The organism is Aquitalea pelogenes (genome assembly GCF_041914625.1).
Taxonomy (GTDB): Bacteria; Pseudomonadota; Gammaproteobacteria; order Burkholderiales; family Chromobacteriaceae; genus Aquitalea; species Aquitalea pelogenes.
In genome coordinates, this window is the sequence record NZ_JAYSDA010000027.1 from 1 (window position 1) to 19,559 (window position 19,559).

Annotated in this window: 18 protein-coding genes and 1 pseudogene; 15 read left to right on the forward strand and 4 right to left on the reverse strand. The window is 58.8% G+C overall.

Annotated features, from left to right (window positions below):
* From ACE3SE_RS17755 to rstA, 3 genes are all read right to left on the reverse strand, one after another.
* The coding region (locus tag ACE3SE_RS17755; RefSeq protein WP_374557231.1) for a hypothetical protein at window positions 1-268 on the reverse strand (268 nt) is incomplete at its 3' end.
* Window positions 269-406: 138 nt separating this feature from the next.
* Complete coding sequence (gene rstB / locus ACE3SE_RS17760; protein WP_374557233.1) at window positions 407-1,678, reverse strand: two-component system sensor histidine kinase RstB; 1,272 nt, start codon at window positions 1,676-1,678, stop codon at window positions 407-409.
* Window positions 1,679-1,681: 3 nt separating this feature from the next.
* The gene (gene rstA / locus ACE3SE_RS17765; RefSeq protein ID WP_045847672.1) at window positions 1,682-2,398 is read right to left on the reverse strand and encodes a two-component system response regulator RstA; all 717 of its coding nucleotides are present in this window, start codon (window positions 2,396-2,398) and stop codon (window positions 1,682-1,684) included.
* A gap of 216 nt (window positions 2,399-2,614) precedes the next feature.
* On the opposite strand from rstA, the pseudogene ACE3SE_RS17770 reads away from it, so the two are divergent.
* The 15 genes and pseudogenes from ACE3SE_RS17770 to recG form a co-directional block, all read left to right on the forward strand.
* A pseudogene (locus tag ACE3SE_RS17770) lies at window positions 2,615-3,787 on the forward strand (FIST signal transduction protein); the annotation flags it as partial.
* Window positions 3,770-4,600: a methyl-accepting chemotaxis protein gene (locus ACE3SE_RS17775; protein WP_374557300.1), complete on the forward strand. Its 831-nt coding sequence runs from the start codon at window positions 3,770-3,772 to the stop codon at window positions 4,598-4,600. The pseudogene ACE3SE_RS17770 and the gene ACE3SE_RS17775, both read left to right, overlap by 18 nt.
* A 707-nt stretch (window positions 4,601-5,307) precedes the next feature.
* Window positions 5,308-6,192 (forward strand): ubiquinol oxidase subunit II, encoded by an 885-nt coding sequence (gene cyoA / locus ACE3SE_RS17780; protein WP_231588899.1) that lies wholly within the window; start codon window positions 5,308-5,310, stop codon window positions 6,190-6,192.
* A 6-nt stretch (window positions 6,193-6,198) separates the two neighbouring features.
* Entirely contained in the window at window positions 6,199-8,241 is a 2,043-nt protein-coding gene (cyoB, locus tag ACE3SE_RS17785) for a cytochrome o ubiquinol oxidase subunit I (RefSeq protein ID WP_374557236.1), read from the forward strand.
* 14 nt (window positions 8,242-8,255) lie between these two features.
* Complete coding sequence (cyoC, locus tag ACE3SE_RS17790; RefSeq protein ID WP_199102462.1) at window positions 8,256-8,867, forward strand: cytochrome o ubiquinol oxidase subunit III; 612 nt, start codon at window positions 8,256-8,258, stop codon at window positions 8,865-8,867.
* Window positions 8,867-9,190 (forward strand): cytochrome o ubiquinol oxidase subunit IV, encoded by a 324-nt coding sequence (gene cyoD / locus ACE3SE_RS17795; RefSeq protein WP_045847667.1) that lies wholly within the window; start codon window positions 8,867-8,869, stop codon window positions 9,188-9,190. Before cyoC ends, cyoD begins: the two co-directional genes overlap by 1 nt.
* Before the next feature lie 11 nt (window positions 9,191-9,201).
* Window positions 9,202-10,086, forward strand: a complete 885-nt coding sequence (gene cyoE / locus ACE3SE_RS17800; protein ID WP_374557302.1) for a heme o synthase — start codon at window positions 9,202-9,204, stop codon at window positions 10,084-10,086.
* Between the two features lie 216 nt (window positions 10,087-10,302).
* On the forward strand, window positions 10,303-11,307 hold the full coding sequence (dusA, locus tag ACE3SE_RS17805; RefSeq protein ID WP_374557238.1) for a tRNA dihydrouridine(20/20a) synthase DusA: 1,005 nt from the start codon (window positions 10,303-10,305) through the stop codon (window positions 11,305-11,307).
* 82 nt (window positions 11,308-11,389) lie between these two features.
* A complete protein-coding gene (gene rdgB / locus ACE3SE_RS17810; RefSeq protein ID WP_062786441.1) occupies window positions 11,390-11,983 on the forward strand; it encodes an RdgB/HAM1 family non-canonical purine NTP pyrophosphatase in 594 nt (197 codons plus the stop codon).
* On the forward strand, window positions 11,980-13,221 hold the full coding sequence (gene hemW, locus ACE3SE_RS17815; protein ID WP_374557241.1) for a radical SAM family heme chaperone HemW: 1,242 nt from the start codon (window positions 11,980-11,982) through the stop codon (window positions 13,219-13,221). Before rdgB ends, hemW begins: the two co-directional genes overlap by 4 nt.
* Window positions 13,222-13,605, forward strand: coding sequence for a RidA family protein (locus ACE3SE_RS17820; protein WP_045847662.1), 384 nt, complete (start codon window positions 13,222-13,224; stop codon window positions 13,603-13,605).
* 138 nt (window positions 13,606-13,743) lie between these two features.
* Window positions 13,744-14,154 (forward strand): DUF4124 domain-containing protein, encoded by a 411-nt coding sequence (locus ACE3SE_RS17825; protein ID WP_374557243.1) that lies wholly within the window; start codon window positions 13,744-13,746, stop codon window positions 14,152-14,154.
* Window positions 14,155-14,166: 12 nt separating this feature from the next.
* Window positions 14,167-15,003, forward strand: a complete 837-nt coding sequence (locus ACE3SE_RS17830; RefSeq protein ID WP_374557245.1) for a PhzF family phenazine biosynthesis protein — start codon at window positions 14,167-14,169, stop codon at window positions 15,001-15,003.
* A gap of 99 nt (window positions 15,004-15,102) precedes the next feature.
* On the forward strand, window positions 15,103-15,537 hold the full coding sequence (locus tag ACE3SE_RS17835; protein ID WP_131355875.1) for a DUF2147 domain-containing protein: 435 nt from the start codon (window positions 15,103-15,105) through the stop codon (window positions 15,535-15,537).
* A gap of 78 nt (window positions 15,538-15,615) precedes the next feature.
* Complete coding sequence (gene recG, locus ACE3SE_RS17840) at window positions 15,616-17,664, forward strand: ATP-dependent DNA helicase RecG (protein ID WP_374557247.1); 2,049 nt, start codon at window positions 15,616-15,618, stop codon at window positions 17,662-17,664.
* Between the two features lie 258 nt (window positions 17,665-17,922).
* Here recG and ACE3SE_RS17845 read toward each other — a convergent pair whose 3' ends face one another.
* Window positions 17,923-19,383, reverse strand: a complete 1,461-nt coding sequence (locus ACE3SE_RS17845; protein WP_374557249.1) for an inorganic phosphate transporter — start codon at window positions 19,381-19,383, stop codon at window positions 17,923-17,925.
* Between the last annotated feature and the right edge of the window lie 176 nt (window positions 19,384-19,559).

Consider the following 19,559-nt stretch of genomic DNA (forward strand, 5'->3'; position numbering starts at 1 on the left):
CTTTCTTGGCTTTCTTGGCCGGAGCGGAAGCTTCAGCAGCTTGAGCTTTCTGAGCAGAAGCGTCTTTCTTGGCTACTTTTTTGGCTTTCTTGGCCGGAGCGGAAGCTTCTGCGGCTTGAGCCTTCTGAGCGGAAGCGTCTTTCTTTACTTTCTTCTCAGCCTTCTTGGCCTTGTGGATAGCTACCGGAGCGGAGGTATCAGCAGCGAAGGAAGCAGTGGAGGTCAGGCCAAAGGCGGCGGTCAGAGCGAGCAGAGCCAGCTTTTTCATTTTTGTAAAACTCCTAAGTTCATCTTGAAAATCAAGTTTGAAGGCGGACAGATAGTCCTATTCAGGGGGGCATCCTAACGGTGCTGCACGGCAACGTCTACCCACGCCATGTTTCTCAATGTAACTAAATGTACATTCTCATGTTGGCCAACGAATAATGAAGCGTGCGCCACCCAAGGGCGAGGTTTCCACTTTCACCTCGCCATGGTGCAGCCGCGCAATGCCGGCAACAATGGCCAGCCCCAGCCCGTGGCCACCGGTCTTGCGGCCACGGCTTTCATCCAGCCGGATGAAGGGGTCGAACACCCGGTCCCGGTCTTCTGCCGGAATACCCGGGCCGTCATCGTCCACCATGATGATGCAGTTGCGGTCTTCCATGCGCAGCGTGGTCTGGATCGTGCTCTTTGCATAGCGCCGTGCATTGGACAGGAAGTTGTCCAGCGCGCGGGTGACCAGATACTGGTCAGCCAGAAAGTTCAGCGTTTCTTCCGCCGGTTCCAGCCAGTTCAGTTCCGGGGCCAGCGTGGCTTGCTCATGAATGCGCTCGCATGCCCAGCTGACGGCATCAAACTGCGTCAGCTGCAACGGTGCTTCCGGGCGGTCCAGCTTGGCATGAAACAGCAGTTCTTCTACCAGCGAGTCAATGGCGGACAGGTCTTTTTCGATGGCTTTCTTGGCCGGGGAGTCCTCATCGCCTTCCAGCAGGGCCAGCCGGTAGCGCAAACGTGCCAGTGGCGTGCGCAACTCGTGCGCCACCGCATTGGTCAGTGCCTTCTTGCTGGCCAGCAGGGCGGCAATGCTGTCTGCCATATGGTTGAACGCCGCACCGACCTGGCGTACACCGGAACGGCTGGGCAAATGCACACGGGCGGAAAAATCGCCGCCAGCGAGTTTGCCGGCAGTTTTTTCCAGGGTGACCAGGTCTTTCCAGTGCGGCTGCATCCACAAGAACACCGGAATGGCCAGTGACAAACCCAGCAAGGCCAGCAAGGCGTAATCCACCGACTTGAGCTGATGCAGGAAGAACAGGTAGCGCAAGGGGCCGGCTACCAGCAAGTAATTGCTGTCCTCTATCTTCTGCAGGAACAGGTACTTGTCCTCCAGCATGACGATCTCGCCATTGTTGAGGGCTTCTTCCGATTCTTCATCCAGCAAGTAGTTGCTCTGCTTTTCCACCGTCACCTTGAAGGTAAAGTCATGGTTGGAGCTTTGCAGGGTTTCGGTCCAGCGATCTTCCGGCACGCCGTGCAGGTCGGCTTCGATCAGCGACAGGGTGGTGCGCAGCAAGTCTGACAGATAGCGCTCACCCACATCGTCCACTGCCTGCTTGTAAACCGCACCCACCATGACCACCGCCACCATGAAGCAGGTGACCAGCAGCAGGTAAAACTGGATGAACAGACGACGCATGGATTATTCCCAGCCGGACAAGGAGAACAGGTAGCCGCGATTGCGCACGGTCTTGATGCGGAAAGGTTCGGTGGGGTTGTCGCCCAGCTTTTTGCGCAGGCGGGAAATGGCCACGTCAATGCTGCGATCCAGTCCGTCATAGCTGACACCGCGCATTTCCTTGAGCAGGATGTCGCGGTTGAGTGTTTCGCCGGCATGATTGGCCAGCAACCACAGCAAGTCGAAGTCGGAGGTGGACAGTGCCACCTTTTCCTTGCCCAGCACCACATCCCGGCTGACCGGGTCGATGGACAGCTGGCCGAATACCAGTTTGCGCTGGGTCTTGACCGGTGCGCTCTCGCTGGCGGCCTGGGCCGGGCGCATATTGCGCAGCTGCGAGCGCAGGCGGGCCACCAGCACCGACGGCGGCGTGGTTTTCAGGATGTAGTCATTGGCGCCCAGTTCCAGCCCCAGAATCTGGTTCATGTCGCTATCCAGCGAGGTGAGCATGATGATGGGGCCGTCAAAGTTGGGTCGCAGCTCACGGCAGATGGACAAACCATCCTTGCCCGGCAGCATGATGTCCAGCAGCACCATGTCCGGTGCTTCTCTTTCAATGGTGGCCAGCGCCGTATCACCACGCGGCTCTATCACGACGTCCATTTCGTGGCGGGCCAGAAAATCGCTGATCAATTCGGCCAGATCAGGGTCATCTTCAACAAATACGATACGGTAGGTCATGCCTGCTCATCCATCCGGTTGACACAATACGGGGGGAGTATGGCCTGAGGCAGACTCAGACTCAACCGTACAGCACGAGGACTTGAATCTGAGCTGGATCAGAACATTCGTAATAACAGGCTGGAATGTACGGTTTTTCTTGCTAATATTCATTTCAAACCATGTCATAAGCATGAAAATAATAATGATTCACATTGCCAACGGGAGAGTGTCAGGATGTTTTTCAAGCGCAATAAACCCACCATTCAAAGCGAGCCGGGCAAGCAGGGCTCTGCGCCCATCCAGATCATCCGCAGCCGCACTTCTTCGGTAGAAAACGACCTGCGTGCCGCCAGCCGGGACGACATCGCCCTGGTGCTCGGCTTCATCAATCCGGCAGCCAATCTGGACCAGGTAGCGCGTAGCGCCGCCGCCGCCTTTCCCGGTGCCAAGGTGGTGCTGACCACCACTGCGGGCGAACTGTGTTCGCTCAAGGCAAACGACCCGCTGTATCTTCCGGCCAATCCGGGTTGGGACAGCATGGTGTTCCAGCTGTTTGACAAGCAAATCCTGTCTGCCGTGCATGTGGCCAGCGTGCCCCTGGGCTGTGAAGACCTGAAGGCGGGCCAGAGCAAGATGGGGCGTGACGAGCGGGTGCGCCGCATCATGGACAACTTGTCCCGCGTGCAGCCCGGCTTTTCCATGAGCTATCAGGACGGTTTCGTGCTGACCTTGGTGGACGGCCTGTCCAGCAGTGAAAGCTATCTGATGGAAGCCGTGTACGAATCGGAACGCTTCCCCTACCTGTTCATCGGTGGTTCGGCCGGTGGTCCGCTCGATTTCTCCATGACCCGCCTGCATGACGGCCAGAGCGTGCGCGATGGTCATGCGGTACTGGTGTTCATCAAGCTGTCCCCGGCCTATCGCTACGGCGTGTTCAAGTCGCAGAACTTCCAGGAAACCGGTACTGCTTTTACCATTGCCAAAGCCAGTGCCGAACTGCGCACCGTAGAGTCGGTATTCGACCGGGACGGCAAGGTGGCCAATGTGGTGGAAGTGCTGGCGCGTCACTTCTCCTGCAGCCCTGGCGAAGTGGGTGACAGACTGGGCAAGTACAGCTTTGGCATCAAGATCAAGAACGATATGTTCGTGCGCTCGGTATTGAGTGTGGATGCCCAGAACGGGGTATTGCACTTCGCCTGTGACCTGAGCTTTGGAGAAGAGCTGCACTTGCTCAAACAGGAAGGCCTGGTGGAAAGAACCCAGAGCGATTTCAGCCGCTTTACCCAGGGCAAGCCGGCCGCTGTCGGTGGCCTGCTCAATGACTGCATCCTGCGCCGGCTCAACAACAGCAATGCGCTGTCCGGCAGCAATGTCTACGGCGATATCCCGGTGGCCGGTTTCTCCTCGTTTGGCGAGTTGCTAGGGGTCAATATCAACCAGACCCAGACCGCAGTGTTTTTCTACCCGGCGCGCGACGGCTTCCAGGATGACTTCATCCAGCGTTTCCCCATTCATTACGCCAACTTCAAGAACTATTTTGCCAGCCGTGAAGTCTCCCGTGCCCGCTGCATCGACCGGATGAAGTCGCAGGTGATTCACGAATTGCAAGGCTACAAGAGCTTTGCCAGCCAGTTGATGGAAAGCCTGCCGATGTTCCGTCAGGCCTCGGCCGAGCTGGTGACCCACCTGATTGCCATCCAGAGCGAGATCTCGCGCTTCTCCGGCAGCGTGGAGCAGGGCAACAAGACCTCAGCCAATGTCAGCCTGCGCATTGTCGAGCTGGAGAAAGATGCACGCCAGATTGGCGATGTGATGCTGATGATCAAGAAGATTGCCGAGCAGACCAATCTGCTGGCCCTGAATGCGGCGATTGAAGCCGCACGCGCCGGGGAAGCCGGTCGTGGTTTTGCCGTGGTGGCGGACGAGGTGCGCAAGCTGGCCAACAACACCCAGTCCAATCTGGATGCAACCGGTGGCGCAGTGGAACACGTGATGAGTGGCGTGGCGCAAGTGGGCGTGGACATGCGGTTGATGAGCGAGCATGTCAGCAGCTTTGCAGGCGAAATGCAGCAAGTGGTGAACTTGCTGGGCAAGCTGACCGCTTCATCCAACAGCAGTCAGGAACAGCTGGACCAGATGGTGGGCAGTACCGGCGAACTCTACGAGCGCATGCGCAAGGTAGACCAGGATATGGAAGCCATTCTGGAGCTGGAACGCTGAGCTGACGCACGACGAACCAGATCCCTGATCACCAACCGCCGCCTTGCATTTGCAAGCGGCGGTTTTTCATTGCCTGTAGCTGTGGCGTTACGCAAGGGGAACTTTTTTGCAACGAAATGTAACAGCCGGAATGCTGCGCTGCACCGCGAATGCACATGGCTTAAAGTGTTGCTGTTGCTGCAATAAATCTGACATTTGCGCCTTGATGCAAATCAAATATGCACCATTTTTGCGCGCATTTATGCCAATGAAGAGTTGCTGTCAGCTTGCTAAGGAGAATAAAACTGATTTTTAATAGCGCGCCCGTCACTGTGACAAATTGTCGCAGTCTTGTCAGCCCATGCCGCAAATCAGGCAGAGGGGAGATGGTGACGACGCACGTTTTCTTCAAGCAGGTCCACCCAGGACAGATGGCACCGGCGACCCGGTCCACTCCCGGCGCGCGAGTGGTGTGCCGCGTGTGCGGCGACGGGGCATGACACGGCTGCAGTGTCGTGTGGAATGGTAGTCAAACGGTATTCAACGGTAACAAGGCCGCATGTGACGGCCTTGTTCCTGATGCGGGGCTCCCGCATCCGACATGAACGATGGCGTCATGCTGACATGACGCCGTCCCTCGCCGCGGCGAGCAAGGAATCTTTAACCTGTAAAGTCGTATGATGAGAAACTCTAGACCCACCCGCCTGTTGTGGGGGCTTTCTCCAGTCGTGACTGCACTGCTCACCGGTTGTCAGGGTGGCATTCTTGACCCGAAAGGGCAGGTCGCAGCGGATGAGAAATCCCTGATCATCACCGCCACTGTGCTGATGTTGCTGGTTGTCATTCCGGTCATCGTGATGACTTTCCTGTTTGCCTGGAAGTATCGTGCCAGCAACAAGGACGCCATCTACACGCCCAAGTGGTCCCACTCCAACAAGATCGAGGCCGTGGTCTGGATCATCCCCATCATCATCGTCAGCTGTCTGGCCGTGGTGACCTGGAACACCACGCACAAGCTGGACCCGTACCGCCCGCTGGATTCGGACAAGAAGCCGATCAACGTGCAGGTGGTTGCCATGAACTGGAAGTGGCTGTTCATCTACCCGGATCTGAACATCGCCACCGTCAACCAGCTGGCCTTCCCCAAGAACGTCCCGGTTAACTTCCGCATCACTTCCGATGCCGCGATGAACTCCTTCTTCATCCCGCAGCTGGGTGGCCAGATTTACGCCATGGCCGGCATGGAAACCAAGCTGCATCTGATCGCCAATGAAGCCGGTACCTACAAGGGCATGTCGTCCAACTACAGCGGCGCCGGTTTCTCCGGCATGAAGTTCAATGCCATTGCCACCGAAACGCCCGAGCAGTTTGATGCCTGGGTACAGAAGGTGCGTGCTGCTGGCAAGTCCTTGAATGCAGATGCCTATCTCGCGCTGGCCAAGCCGAGCGAGAACAATCCGGTGGCGTTCTACAACATGCCGGAACCGCGTCTGTTTGATGCCGTGCTGCACAAGTACATGGCAGGCCGCCAGTCGCTGGCTGCCACCGACGACGAACTGAAGCTGGCCGCGCTGACCAAGCGTCTGTGCGAAACCCCGGCCGTCAAGGAGTAATAATCGATGTTGTTAGGCAAACTGACTCTGGATGCCATCCCTCTGCATGAGCCCATCATCGTGGCCGCGCTGTCCGGCGCCGGCCTGATGGGCCTGGTGGTGATGGCGCTCATTACCAAGTTCGGTAAATGGGGCTATTTGTGGAAAGAGTGGCTGACTTCGGTCGACCACAAGAAGATTGGCGTGATGTACATCATCGTCGCCATGATCATGCTGCTGCGCGGCTTTGCCGATGCACTGATGATGCGTGCCCAGCTGGCCATGGCCACCGACGGGCATCTGGGGGTATTCCCGCCAGAACACTATGACCAGATCTTCACCGCGCACGGTGTGATCATGATCATCTTCATGGCCATGCCTTTCATGACCGGCCTGATGAACATCGTGGTGCCGCTGCAAATCGGCGCGCGCGACGTGGCCTTCCCCTTCCTGAACTCGCTGAGTTTCTGGCTGCTGGTGTCGGCGGTGATCCTGGTCAACCTGTCGCTGGGTGTGGGTAACTTTGCCCGTACCGGCTGGGTGGCTTATCCGCCGCTGTCCGAGCTGGGGTTCAGTCCTGATGTGGGGGTGGATTACTACACCTGGGCGCTACAGATATCCGGTATAGGGACGACGCTGACGGCGATCAACTTCCTGGTCACCATCATCAAGATGCGCGCACCGGGCATGAAGCTGATGCAAATGCCGATCTTCACCTGGACCTGCACCTGGGCCAACGTGCTGATCGTGGCTTCCTTCCCCATCCTGACCGGCGCCCTGGCCATGCTGAGCCTGGACCGCTACCTGGACTTCCACTTCTTTACCGCGGAAGCCGGTGGCAACGCCATGATGTACCTGAACCTGTTCTGGGCCTGGGGCCATCCTGAAGTTTACATTCTGGTGCTGCCAGCTTTCGGTATCTTCTCTGAAGTCATCTCCACCTTCTCCGGCAAGCGCCTGTTTGGCCATACCTCCATGATCGTCGCCAGTGGCGTGATTTCGGTGCTGGGCTTCATGGTGTGGCTGCACCACTTCTTCACCATGGGTTCCGGTGCGGATGTGAACGCCTTCTTCGGTATCGCCACCATGGTGATTTCGGTGCCGACCGGCGTGAAGCTGTTCAACTGGCTGTTCACCATGTATCAGGGTCGTATCCGCTTTACCCCGCCGGTACTGTGGACCATGGGCTTCATGGTGACCTTCTCCATCGGCGGCATGACCGGCGTGCTGATGGCCGTTCCGGGTGCCGACTTCGTGCTGCACAACAGCCTGTTCCTGATTGCCCACTTCCACAACACCATCATCGGTGGCGCGGTATTCGGCTATCTGGCAGGTTTCTCCTACTGGTTCCCCAAGGCCTTCGGCTTCAAGCTGAATGAAAAACTGGGCAAGGCAGCCTTCTGGTTCTGGCAGAGCGGCTTCATGTTTGCCTTTATCCCGCTGTACATCCTGGGCTTCCTGGGCATGACCCGTCGTCTGAACCATACTGATAATCCGGCTTGGGACCCGTGGCTGTACATCGCCTGCGTGGGCGCCGTGCTGATTGCCTGCGGTATCGGCTGCCAGCTGCTGCAGATCGTGGTGAGCATCCGCGACCGCAAGAAACTGGCCGACGTGACCGGCGACCCGTGGAATGGCCATACCCTGGAATGGTCCACTTCCTCCCCGCCGCCGTTCTACAACTTTGCCGTTGTGCCGCATGTGCATGATATCGACGCCTTCACCGACATGAAGGAAAAGGGCGAGGCTTACAAGGTGCCGCAGAAGTACGCACCGATCCACATGCCGAGCAACACCGCCACCGGCGTGTACATCGGCGGCTTCACCACCCTGCTGGGTTTTGCCTTGATCTGGCATATCTGGTGGCTGGCGATTGTCGGCCTGGTGGGCATCATCGGTGCCATGCTGGCCCGCGCCTACGACAACAATCTGGACTACTACGTACAGCCGGATGAAGTGGAAGCAATCGAGCGTGCCCACTTTGAAAAAATGGGCATTGATGTGGACAACTACAGCGAACGCGATGCTGACAAGCCGCGTCGTGGCAGCCGTCCCACCACTACTGCTTAACAGGTTGAGCCAAGATGAGTACTTATGTAGAACACGCGCACGACGCGCATGATGACCACGAGCACCACGACAGCGGTTCGCAAACCGTGCTGGGCTTCTGGTTCTATCTGATGACCGACTGCATTCTGTTCGCCACGGCTTTTGCGGCTTATGCAGTGCTGTATCGCAATATCGCCACCGGTGTTTCGGGCAAGGAAATCTTCGAGCTGCCTTATGTGATGGGTGAAACCGCAGCCCTGCTGCTGTCCTCCATCACCTACGGCTTTGCCATGATTGCCGGTTACAAGGGCAACAAGTCGGCCGTGCTGGGCTGGCTGGCCGTTACCTTTGCCTGCGGTGCCGTGTTTATCGGCATGGAAGTGAACGAGTTTCACCACCTGATCGCCGAAGGACATGGCCCGAATGTCAGCGCCTTCCTGTCGTCCTTCTTCGGCCTGGTCGGCCTGCATGGCCTGCACGTGACCGCCGGCCTGCTGTGGATGGCGGTGATGATGTTCGAAGTGGCCAAGACCGGCCTGACCGGCCGCGCCATGACCCGCCTGAGCTGCCTCAGCCTGTTCTGGCACTTCCTGGACATCGTGTGGATCTGCGTGTTTACCGTCGTGTACCTGAAAGGAGCCATGTAATGAGTCAGGCTCATGAACACGCCGCCGACCACGGCAGCGTAAAAAGCTACCTCACCGGTTTCGTGCTGGCTGTCATCCTCACCGCCATTCCGTTCTGGATGGTGATGAGTGGCAGCTTCACCAAGCAGGCCACCGTTATCGGCATCTTCGGCTTCGCCGTGGTGCAGATCATCGTGCACCTCAAGTACTTCCTGCATCTGAACTTCACCAAGGAAGGCAAGCTCAACAGCTTCTCCTTCCTGTTCACCGCGATGATCATCGTGATGCTGGTTGGCCTGTCGGTGTGGATCATCTCCACCGCCGATGCACTGATGTTGCGCTGAGCCGGGACGTGATGAAACTCAAGCGCTATTTGCAGGTGACCAAGCCGGGCATCATCTTCGGCAACCTCATCTCCACCGTGGGTGGTTTCTTGCTGGCATCGCAGGGGCGTCTGGACTGGACCCTGCTGCTGGCCACGGTGGCCGGGTTGTCGCTGGTGGTGGCTTCCGGCTGCGCCATCAACAACTGCATCGACCGCGATATCGACGCACGCATGGCCCGCACCCAGAAACGGGTGCTGGTGACCGGCGACATGAGCCCCAAGGCAGCGCTGGCACATGGTTTTGTGCTGGGTGTTACCGGCTTTGCCACGCTGGCCATCTGGACCAACATGCTGGCGCTGGCCTGTGCTGCGTTTGGCTTCGTGATCTATGTTGGCGTGTACAGCCTGTACATGAAGCGCAAGTCGGTATACGGCACCCTGGTGGGCAGCCTGTCCGGCGCAGTACCGCCGGTGGCGGGTTACTGTGCCGCCAGCGGCCGCTTTGACAGCGGTGCTGCCATCCTGCTGCTGATGTTCTGCCTGTGGCAGATGCCGCACTCCTATGCCATCGCCATCTTCCGCTTCAAGGACTACGAAGCGGCCAAGATTCCGGTGCTGCCGGTGGTGAAGGGCATTTCCGAGGCCAAGCAGCAGATCGTGCTGTACATTCTGGCCTTTGCCGTTGCCACCTTGCTGTTGGTGTTCTACGGCTATGCCGGTTATGGCTACCTGGCCGTGGCCTGTGCCACCAGCCTGTGGTGGCTGAAGATGGCGCTGTCCGGTTACAAGGAAAGCACTGACGACCGCGTCTGGGCGCGTCAGGTGTTCTTCTTCTCCATCATCACCGTCACCGCACTGTCGGTGATGATGGCGGTGGATGGCCAGGTACCGGCCCATATCGGCTGGATGCTCTGATTCCTGCTCACGTCAGATCAAACCTCCGCCAGCAGCCCGCCTGCCGCGGAGGTTTTTCTTTGTCTGCCTGCTTTGACCGTGACGAGGCTTGACCCTGCACCAGAGCGCGCCGGATAATGTGCGCCCTGTTAAGTCTCTGTTTTTGCAGCATGTCAGCAGCCGCTGCCCTCTGATGCACCCTGGCCTGCAAGGCCGGGCCCACTAGCCCTGACCACGATGAACGCCACCAAGTCCGTTTTGCCCTCACGCCGTCTGTCTGTCGCCCCGATGCTGGACTGGACCGACCGCCACTACCGCTACTTTGCCCGGCAAATCAGCCGTCATACCTGGCTGTATACCGAAATGGTCACCACTGGTGCGCTGCTGTATGGCGATGTGGAGCGGCACCTGCGCTTTGACGAAGCCGAACACCCGGTGGCCCTGCAACTGGGTGGCTCCGAGCCGTCCGAGCTGGCGCAGTGCGCGCGGTTGGCGCAGCAGTGGGGTTATGACGAGGTGAACCTCAACGTCGGCTGCCCGTCCGAGCGGGTCCAGAAGGGAGCGTTTGGTGCCTGCCTGATGGCCGAGCCGCAACTGGTGGCCGACTGCGTCAAGGCCATGCGCGATGTGGTGGACATCGATGTCACCGTCAAGCACCGCATCGGTATCGACCAGATCGAGCATTACGACTACCTGGCCGGTTTTGTCGACCAGGTGGCTGCCGCCGGTTGCAACACCTTTATCGTGCATGCGCGCAATGCCATCCTCAAGGGCCTCAGCCCCAAGGAAAACCGCGAAATCCCGCCGCTCAAATACGACTATGTCTACCGCCTGAAGCAGGAAAGACCGGAACTGGAAATCCTGATCAATGGCGGGGTAAAAACCAATGCCGAAATCGCCGAACACCTGCGCCATGTCGATGGCGTGATGGTGGGGCGCGAGGCTTATCACAACCCCTGGCTGATGGCCGAGTGGGATGCTGCTTTCTATGGTGATGACAGCACTGCCGTCAGCCGCCAGCAGGTGGTGGATGCCATGCTGCCCTATATCCGGGCCCGTCTGGCCGAGGGCCACAAGCTGCGTAATATTGCCCGCCATATACTGGGCTTGTTCCAGGGTATGCCGGGTGCACGCCAGTGGCGACGCATGCTGTCCGATGCCAAGCTGTTGGATGGTGCCGACGAAGGCCTGCTGTTGCAGGCATTGGCGGCCATGCCGTCCCGCGTGTCCGACACCGAATAATCCGTGCTGACAGCAGGGTGGACGCGGCATGGTTGGCCGCTTACCCTGCTGTTCTGCGCTGTACGCAACAGGATGAATCCACATGTTCGACAAACTGGTTCTCGCCAGCAATAACGCTGGCAAGCTGCGTGAATTTTCCGCCCTGCTGGCACCGCTGGGTGTCACCGTCATTCCGCAAGGGCAACTCAATGTGCCGGAATGCCCGGAGCCGCATTACACCTTTCTGGAAAATGCGCTGGAAAAGGCCCGTCATGCCAGTCATGTCACCGGTCTGCCGGCGCTGGCCGACGATTCCGGCATCTGCGTGGAAGCGCTGGGCGGCAAGCCCGGTGTGTTGTCGGCCCGCTATGCCGGCGAGCCCAAGTCGGACGAGCGCAATAACGCCAAGCTGATCGAAAAGCTGCAAGGCAAGGACAATCGCCGCGCCTGGTATTACTGCGTGCTGGTACTGGTACGCCATGCCGACGACCCGCAACCGCTGGTGGCCGACGGCATGTGGCTGGGCGAAGTGCAGGATACCGCAGCAGGCGAGGGTGGCTTCGGTTACGACCCCTACTTCTACCTGCCGGAATTCGGCTGCACCGTGGCCCAGCTGGCGGCCGAGGACAAGAACCGTGTCAGCCATCGCGGCAAGGCCATGCAGGCCATGCTGGGCAAACTGCGTGAGCTGGCATGAGCGTGATTGACCTGTCCGGGCTGAAGGGCGGCCTGCGCGAACTGCCGCCGCTGTCGCTCTACATCCATTTCCCCTGGTGCGTGCGCAAATGCCCGTATTGCGATTTCAACTCGCACGAGCTGAAAAGCGGTAGCGGCCAGACTGTACAGTGGAACCCGCAAGCTGGCGTCGCCAGCGGTGGTTTCGATGAAATGGCCTATGTGGAAACCCTGCTGCGCGATCTGGAATACAGCCTGCCCGCCATCTGGGGCCGCAGCGTCAGCACCATTTTCATGGGAGGTGGTACGCCCAGCCTGTTTTCCGCCCAGGCCATGGATATCCTGCTGGCGGGCATTCGTGCCCGGCTGCGGCTGTCGCCGGAAGCGGAAATCACCATGGAAGCCAACCCCGGCACCTTCGAGGCAGAAAAATTCCGCGGCTACCGTGAGGCTGGAATCAATCGCCTGTCCATCGGCATCCAGAGCTTCAATCCGCAGCATCTGCAAGTGCTGGGGCGGATTCACGATGGTGACGAGGCGCGCCGTGCCATCGACATCGCGCTGTCCTGCTTCGACAACGTCAACCTCGACCTGATGTATGCCTTGCCCGGCCAGACGCTGGAACAGGCGCTACAGGATATCGACACCGCCTTGTCGCATGGCATCACTCACCTGTCGGCTTATCACCTCACCATCGAGCCCAACACGCTGTACGCTGTGCGCACACCGCAAAACCTGCCGGATGATGAAGTGTCGGCGGACATGCAGGATGCCATCGAAGCGCGACTGGCCGCTGCCGGTTTCGAACATTACGAAACCTCGGCCTTCGCCCGGCCCGGCAAGCGCAGCCGCCATAACGTCAATTACTGGCAGTTTGGCGACTATCTGGGCATTGGTGCCGGCGCGCACGGCAAGATCAGCAGCCACGAGGGCATCGTGCGGGAAATGCGCCACAAGCAGCCTGCGGCCTATATCCAGGCAGTGGCCGACGGCCAGCCGGTGCAAAGCAGCCGCAAGGTGGCGCGCGACGACCTGCCGTTCGAGTTCATGATGAATCTGCTACGGCTGACCGGCGGTTTTGAAACGCGCCTGTTCACCGAGCGTACCGGTTTGCCTGTATCCTGTATCCGGAATGAATTGCAGCAGGCCATCCAGCAAGGATTGCTGGAGCAGGATGCCACCACCATTCGCCCCACTTTGCAGGGGCAACGTTTTCTCAATGACCTGTTAACCCTGTTTCTCAGGGATGGAGACCAGTAAATGACCAAAGAAATCATCCATACCGAACACGCTCCGGCCGCCATCGGTGCTTACTCCCAGGCCGTAAAGGCTGGCAACACCGTTTACCTGTCCGGCCAGATTCCGCTGGACCCGGCCACCATGACCGTGGTGGAAGGTGGTTTCGCGGCCGAAACCCATCAGGTATTCAAGAACCTGAAAGCCGTGTGCGAAGCCGCAGGCGGCAGCCTGGACCAGATCGTCAAGCTCAATGCCTACCTGACCGACCTGTCCAATTTCGCTACTTTCAACGAAATCATGGGCCAGTACTTCAGCCAGCCTTACCCGGCGCGTGCCGCCGTTGGCGTGGCCAGCCTGCCCAAGGGTGTGCAGGTTGAAGCAGAAGCCGTGCTGTTCCTGGGCTGATTGTTTGCCCGTGCAGTGACTGCAGCAGGCGACTACGGTCGCCTGTTTGCATTTCAGGCAACTGCCAGTTGGTCCGGCAGCCACGGCAAGGGAAATCCCGTTTCATCTCCAGTCCGCTTTGCTTCCTGGAGATGACTCATGTGGTGTCATGGCTATCTGGCGTTGCTGTTGTGTGCATTGCCCGTATCGGCCCAGGTATTCAAGTGCCTGGGCCCGCAAAGGCAAATCCTGTATCAGGATCACCCCTGTCCTGCGGGGCATCAGGCGCAGATGATGCAGCCGGGCAGCTTCAGCCTGGTCAGCCGGGAGTATTACCAGATTCATGGCCGTCAGGTCTTGGTGGCGGAAGAGCGTGGCAAGCCAAAGCGCACGCTGACTCCCGCGCCATCCCGGCAGCGATCCGCCAAGTCATGTGCCAGCCTGCAGACCCGCGAGCAGCGTGCGCGGCAAAACCTGATGCACAGCCGTTCTGCCAAGCAAACAAAGCGTTTCCAGCGTCAGCTTGCCAAGCTGCAACAAGACTTGCAGGATGCCCGTTGTTCAAGCTGATGGGAGAGGTGCATGTCCGGTTTACCGTTTGAAATCGTCAATGTCTTTGCCGAAACCACGTTTGGCGGTAATCCGCTGGCAGTATTTACCGCTGCACAAGCGCTGTCGGATGCAACCATGCAGGCACTGGCCCGGCAGATGAATTTGTCCGAGACGGTTTTTGTCTTGCCTTCCACCGAGGCAGATGCGCGCTTGCGCATTTTTACGCCAGCCCACGAACTGCCGTTTGCCGGACACCCAACCATCGGTGCGGCAGCCGTGCTGTATCACCAGCGGCAATTGGGCGAGCGCTTTGCGCTGGAAACCAATGCAGGGGTGATTCCGATCCGGCATCAGGACGGGCAGTTCATCTTGCAGGCCAATCCTGCCAGGGAGCGCGCTGCTGAGCTGACCATCGAGGCTGCCGCCGCCATGTTGCGCCTGCCAGCTGCGGCCATTGCCGCAGCCCCCAGCTGGCTGGATACCGGCAGCGAGCAATTGTTGATCCGCGCCACCAGTGCAGAGGCCGTTCTGGCCGCCCGGCCAGACCCGGCACTGTTTGTCCGGGACGCCTGCCTCTATCCCGGTCGCAGCGTGGCCTATCTGTGGCACGTGTCCAACAACCTTGCCACGGTGCGCCTGTTTTATGAGCAGGACGGCGTGGTGCTGGAAGACCCGGGTACCGGCTCGGCCTGCGCCAATCTGGGTGGCTGGTGCAGCCTGCATCAGACCTATCCTGTGCAATGGCGGGTGGAGCAGGGGGCAGTGCTGCAACGCCCCAATGTATTGCACTTGACGGTGGATGAGCCGCGTCGTATTTATGTCGGCGGTTGCGTCATTCCTTTGGCGCGTGGCGAATTTGTCTTGTGAGCCGGAGCCATGCTTGACGGTTGACCAAGCCCTTGGCATCCTAGAGTCCAAGCTTCAAACTAGCGTTTCAATAAGACAAACAACACGAGGAAAAACATCATGAGCACATTGTGGAAAGCCGCTGTCGCGGCGGCCGGATTCATGGCGCTGTCACACGCCGCATGGGCTGACAGCCCGATTGGCAGCTGGAAAACCATCGACGACGACACCAAGCAGGCCAAGGCCGTGGTGCAGATCGCCGAAGGTGCCAATGGCGAATTGTCCGGCAAGATCGTCAAGTTGTTCCAGAATCCGGATGTGGTGTGCGAAGCGTGTGATGGTGAGCGCAAGGGCAAGCCGGTCAACGGCATGACCATTCTGTGGGGCCTGAAGAAGGATGGCGATACCTGGGCCAACGGCAAGATTCTGGACCCGCACAATGGCAAGGTATACAGCGCCAAGATGAAACTGGTGGACGGCGGCAAGAAGCTTGAAGTACGCGGCTTCCTGGGCGTTTCGCTGCTGGGCCGCACCCAGGTGTGGGAACGCCAGTAAGCATTCTGTAGCAAGGACAGGGCAGGGCGGCGTGCCAGGGCGGTGCGCCGCCCTGTTTTTTGGTTACAATCGCTGTCGATGACCCACGCCAACGACCTCGCCAACCAGCCACTGAATGTGGCCCCCGCTCTGGCCAAGAAGCTGGACAAGCTCGGCCTGCGCCGTCGCCTCGATCTGGTCTTGCACCTGCCATTGCGTTACGAAGACGAAACCCATCTCTATCCGATTGGCGCTGCTCCGTATGGGCAGCCTGTACTGGTGGAAGGACGGGTCATCAGTCATGAAGTGCAGTTCCGCCCGCGCAAACAGTTGATGGTGCGCCTGGAAGATGCCAGTGGCGTGCTGGTATTGCGCTTTATCCATTTCTATCCCAGCCAGCTCAAACAATTTGCCGATGGTGTGTTGATTCGCGCCATGGGCGAGATCCGTCGCGGTTTTCATGGCGACGAGATGGTGCATCCCAAAACCCGCGAAGTGGTCGAAGGCAGCCCCTTGGCGGAAAGCCTGACACCGGTCTATCCCACGGTAAATGGCGTCACCCAGCCCATGCTGCGCAAGCTCATCCGGCAGGAACTCAAGGCCTTGCCGCTGCCGGAAACCTTGCCGGAGCCGGTGATGGCCCGGCTGGGCCTGCAAAGCTTCGCCGATGCCGTGCAGCTCTTGCATTCTCCGCCGCCGGAATACAGTGCCAGCCAGCTATCCGAGCCAGGCCTGCCAGCATGGCAGCGGCTTAAATTCGACGAACTGATGGCACAGCAGCTTTCCATGCGGCTGGCCTATCGCGCCCGCCGGCAAGGGCAGGCAGCCGCCATCCGGGGCAATGGCCAGCTGCGACAAGCCATGTTGGCCACGCTGCCCTTTGCGCTGACTCGTGCACAGCAAAAAGTACTGGCTGAAATCGATGCCGACCTGGCGCAGTCGCACCCCATGCATCGTTTGCTGCAGGGAGATGTGGGCAGCGGCAAGACGGTGGTGGCTGCTCTGGCGGCGCTGACCGCCATTGAGGCCGGTTTTCAGGTGGCACTGATGGCACCCACCGAAATCCTGGCAGAGCAGCATTACCGCAAGCTGTCCGGCTGGCTGGAGCCGCTGGGACTGACCGTATGCTGGTTATCCGGCAGTCTGCGCAAAAAGCAGAAGGAACAGTCGCTGCTACAGATGACCAATGGCGAAGCCCAACTGGCAGTTGGCACCCATGCCTTGTTTCAGGATGGCGTCAGCTTTTCCCAGCTGGGGCTGGTCATTGTGGACGAGCAACACCGCTTTGGTGTCGGCCAGCGGCTGGCACTCAAGCAAAAGGGGCAGGAGCCCCATCAACTGATGATGTCGGCCACGCCGATACCGCGTACTTTGGCCATGAGTTTCTATGCCGATCTGGACGTGTCCGTCATTGATGAATTGCCACCGGGCCGCACCCCCATCGTCACCAAGCTGATCAACAGCAGCCGGCGCGAAGAGGTCATCGACTATGTCCACAAGACCTGCAGCGAAGGCCAGCAGGTGTACTGGGTATGTCCCTTGATTGAAGAGTCGGAAACCTTGCAATTGCAAACAGCGGTGGATACCCATCGGGTACTGGCCGCCCAGCTAGCACAGTGGAAAGTGGGCCTGGTGCATGGCCGTATGAAGCCGGACGAAAAAGCAGCGGTGATGGCTGCTTTTACTAGCCGGGAGCTGCATGTGCTGGTGGCCACCACCGTCATCGAAGTTGGCGTGGATGTACCCAATGCCAGCCTGATGGTGATTGAACACGCCGAGCGCATGGGTTTGTCGCAATTGCACCAGCTGCGTGGCCGGGTAGGGCGGGGCAGTGCACGCAGTGTCTGCATGCTGCTGTTTGAGAATCCACTGTCAGATCTGGCCAAGGCGCGCCTGAAAGTGATTTACGAGAATGTGGATGGCTTCGAGATTGCCCGGCAGGATTTGCTGATACGCGGGCCGGGTGAGTTTCTCGGCGCACGGCAAAGCGGTGTGCCGATGTTGCGCTTTGCCAATCTGGAAGAAGATATCGAGCTGCTGGAAGCTGCCCGTGAGCTGGCACCAGAAGTACTGCAACGCTGGCCGGAAGCGGCAGAGGCGCATCTGGAACGCTGGCTGTCGGGACGCGAGCAATACCTCAAGGCCTGAAGCCCCCTGGTTTGCTGTTTTTCCTGCCATCAACCAAAAAAAGCGCCCCATTCCGACTGGAATGAGGCGTCAAGGGATTGCTGCAAACAACAAAGGAGAAACCATGATGAAGCGAGTTAATATTAGCAAATAATTAAATAACGAATCAATGGTGTTTTGTTTGCTGTTTGATCATGATCAAACTCTACAGGCCATGATGCCCATCATAGAAAAAGCCGCCCTCGGGCGGCTTTTCAGGCAATGTCGAAGCAACAGGGCTTACTTGAGCCAGTTGCTAGCCAGGTAGTACAGGCTGCCAGACAGCAGCATGGCAACCGGCATGGTAAACAACCAGGCCAGCAGGATGGAGCGCACGGTCGACCATTGCAGGCCGGCCTTGTCCGCCACCATGGTGCCCGCCACGCCGCTGGACAAAACATGGGTGGTGGAAACCGGCAGGCCAAACTGACTGGCCAGACCAATGGAGACCGCCGCAGTCAGCTGGGCCGACATGCCCTGAGCGTAGGTCATGTCCTTCTTGCCAATGCCTTCGCCGACAGTCTTCACCACGCGACGCCAGCCAATCATGGTGCCGCCGCCCAGCGCCAGCGCCACGGCAATGATCACCCAGGTGGGCGCGTATTCGGTGGTAACGGTCAGGTCCTTGCGCAGATTGCTCAGCAGCTGCTTGTCATCCGCACTCAGGTTAGGCAGCGAGCCGGCCTTCTTGGCTGCATCATCCAGACACAGCAGGTCGGTACGAACATCCCAGCGCTTGCTATCCGCCAGGTTGCGATAGGTGCTGCCATCGCCCAATGCAGTAATCAGGTTGTCGGCAGTGCGCAGAGTGTCACGCGGGCGACAGTCATGCACATTGCTACCGGCGGCTGATGGCTTGAACATGGCGTCCAGCGCGGTCTGGTGACGATTGTAGAACTGCTGCAAATGCAGGGCCGCGTCACGGGTGCGTTCGATCTGGTAAGGGGTACTGTCCAGATTCAGTACGTATTTGGCCGGGACAATGCCAATGAGAACCAGCATGATCAGGCCGACACCCTTCTGGCCGTCATTGGAACCGTGCGAGAAGCTGACACCCATGGAGCTGACAATCAGCATGAAGCGCATCCAGAACGGAGGATGCTTGCGGCCTTCCACCTGCTGACGCTGGAAGGGCGTCTTGTGCATATTGCTTTGCGGACGGGAGCGGCGCAGGGCAATCACCAGCAGACCGGACAGCAGTGCACCGACCAGCGGCGAGCACAACAGCGACAAACCCACATCGATGGCCTTGCCCCAGTTCACGCCCTGCGACAACGGAGTGCCGTTGATCAGGCAATTGGCCAGGCCAACACCGAGGATGGCGCCGATCAGGGTGTGCGAGCTGGAAGCTGGCAAACCGAAATACCAGGTACCCAGATTCCAGGCAATGGCAGCAGTCAGCAAGGCAAACACCATGGCCATGCCACGGGCGGTATTGACCGATACCAGCAAATCAACCGGCAGCAAATGAACAATGGCATAGGCAACCGCAAGGCCCCCGGTCAGTACGCCCAGAAAGTTGAATACGCCAGAGGCAAATACCGCCAGGCGTGGCTTCATCGATTGAGTGTAAATGACGGTGGCAACAGCGTTGGCCGTATCGTGGAAACCGTTGATGAACTCGAAAGCCAGGACAAAGCCCAGCGACAAGATCAGGGTGATGGCCACATGGGTGTCCAGCCCTGCAAAGAGGTCCAGCATGATCATGAAAATCGTGTTAAGGAAAGCCGGGATTGTTGTGTCCAGACCTTCGTGCGTCAAGTAAATGAACCAAAAAAAAACCGGCTTGTCGTTTTCCCGCCGCGCAACTGACAGCTTGCTTGACAGGTGTCTGTTTTCGCCGGTTTTTTCAGGCGTCCCAAGCCAAAATCATCTGG

Coding starts and splice junctions, on each gene's coding strand:
- rstB (WP_374557233.1), bottom strand. CDS start 1,678: ATGCGTCGTCTGTTCATCCAGTTTTACCTGCTGCTGGTCACCTGCTTC.
- rstA (WP_045847672.1), bottom strand. CDS start 2,398: ATGACCTACCGTATCGTATTTGTTGAAGATGACCCTGATCTGGCCGAA.
- cyoB (WP_374557236.1), top strand. CDS start 6,199: ATGTTGTTAGGCAAACTGACTCTGGATGCCATCCCTCTGCATGAGCCC.
- cyoC (WP_199102462.1), top strand. CDS start 8,256: ATGAGTACTTATGTAGAACACGCGCACGACGCGCATGATGACCACGAG.
- cyoD (WP_045847667.1), top strand. CDS start 8,867: ATGAGTCAGGCTCATGAACACGCCGCCGACCACGGCAGCGTAAAAAGC.
- cyoE (WP_374557302.1), top strand. CDS start 9,202: ATGAAACTCAAGCGCTATTTGCAGGTGACCAAGCCGGGCATCATCTTC.
- dusA (WP_374557238.1), top strand. CDS start 10,303: ATGAACGCCACCAAGTCCGTTTTGCCCTCACGCCGTCTGTCTGTCGCC.
- rdgB (WP_062786441.1), top strand. CDS start 11,390: ATGTTCGACAAACTGGTTCTCGCCAGCAATAACGCTGGCAAGCTGCGT.
- hemW (WP_374557241.1), top strand. CDS start 11,980: ATGAGCGTGATTGACCTGTCCGGGCTGAAGGGCGGCCTGCGCGAACTG.
- ACE3SE_RS17820 (WP_045847662.1), top strand. CDS start 13,222: ATGACCAAAGAAATCATCCATACCGAACACGCTCCGGCCGCCATCGGT.
- ACE3SE_RS17825 (WP_374557243.1), top strand. CDS start 13,744: ATGTGGTGTCATGGCTATCTGGCGTTGCTGTTGTGTGCATTGCCCGTA.
- ACE3SE_RS17830 (WP_374557245.1), top strand. CDS start 14,167: ATGTCCGGTTTACCGTTTGAAATCGTCAATGTCTTTGCCGAAACCACG.
- ACE3SE_RS17835 (WP_131355875.1), top strand. CDS start 15,103: ATGAGCACATTGTGGAAAGCCGCTGTCGCGGCGGCCGGATTCATGGCG.
- recG (WP_374557247.1), top strand. CDS start 15,616: ATGACCCACGCCAACGACCTCGCCAACCAGCCACTGAATGTGGCCCCC.
- ACE3SE_RS17845 (WP_374557249.1), bottom strand. CDS start 19,383: ATGCTGGACCTCTTTGCAGGGCTGGACACCCATGTGGCCATCACCCTG.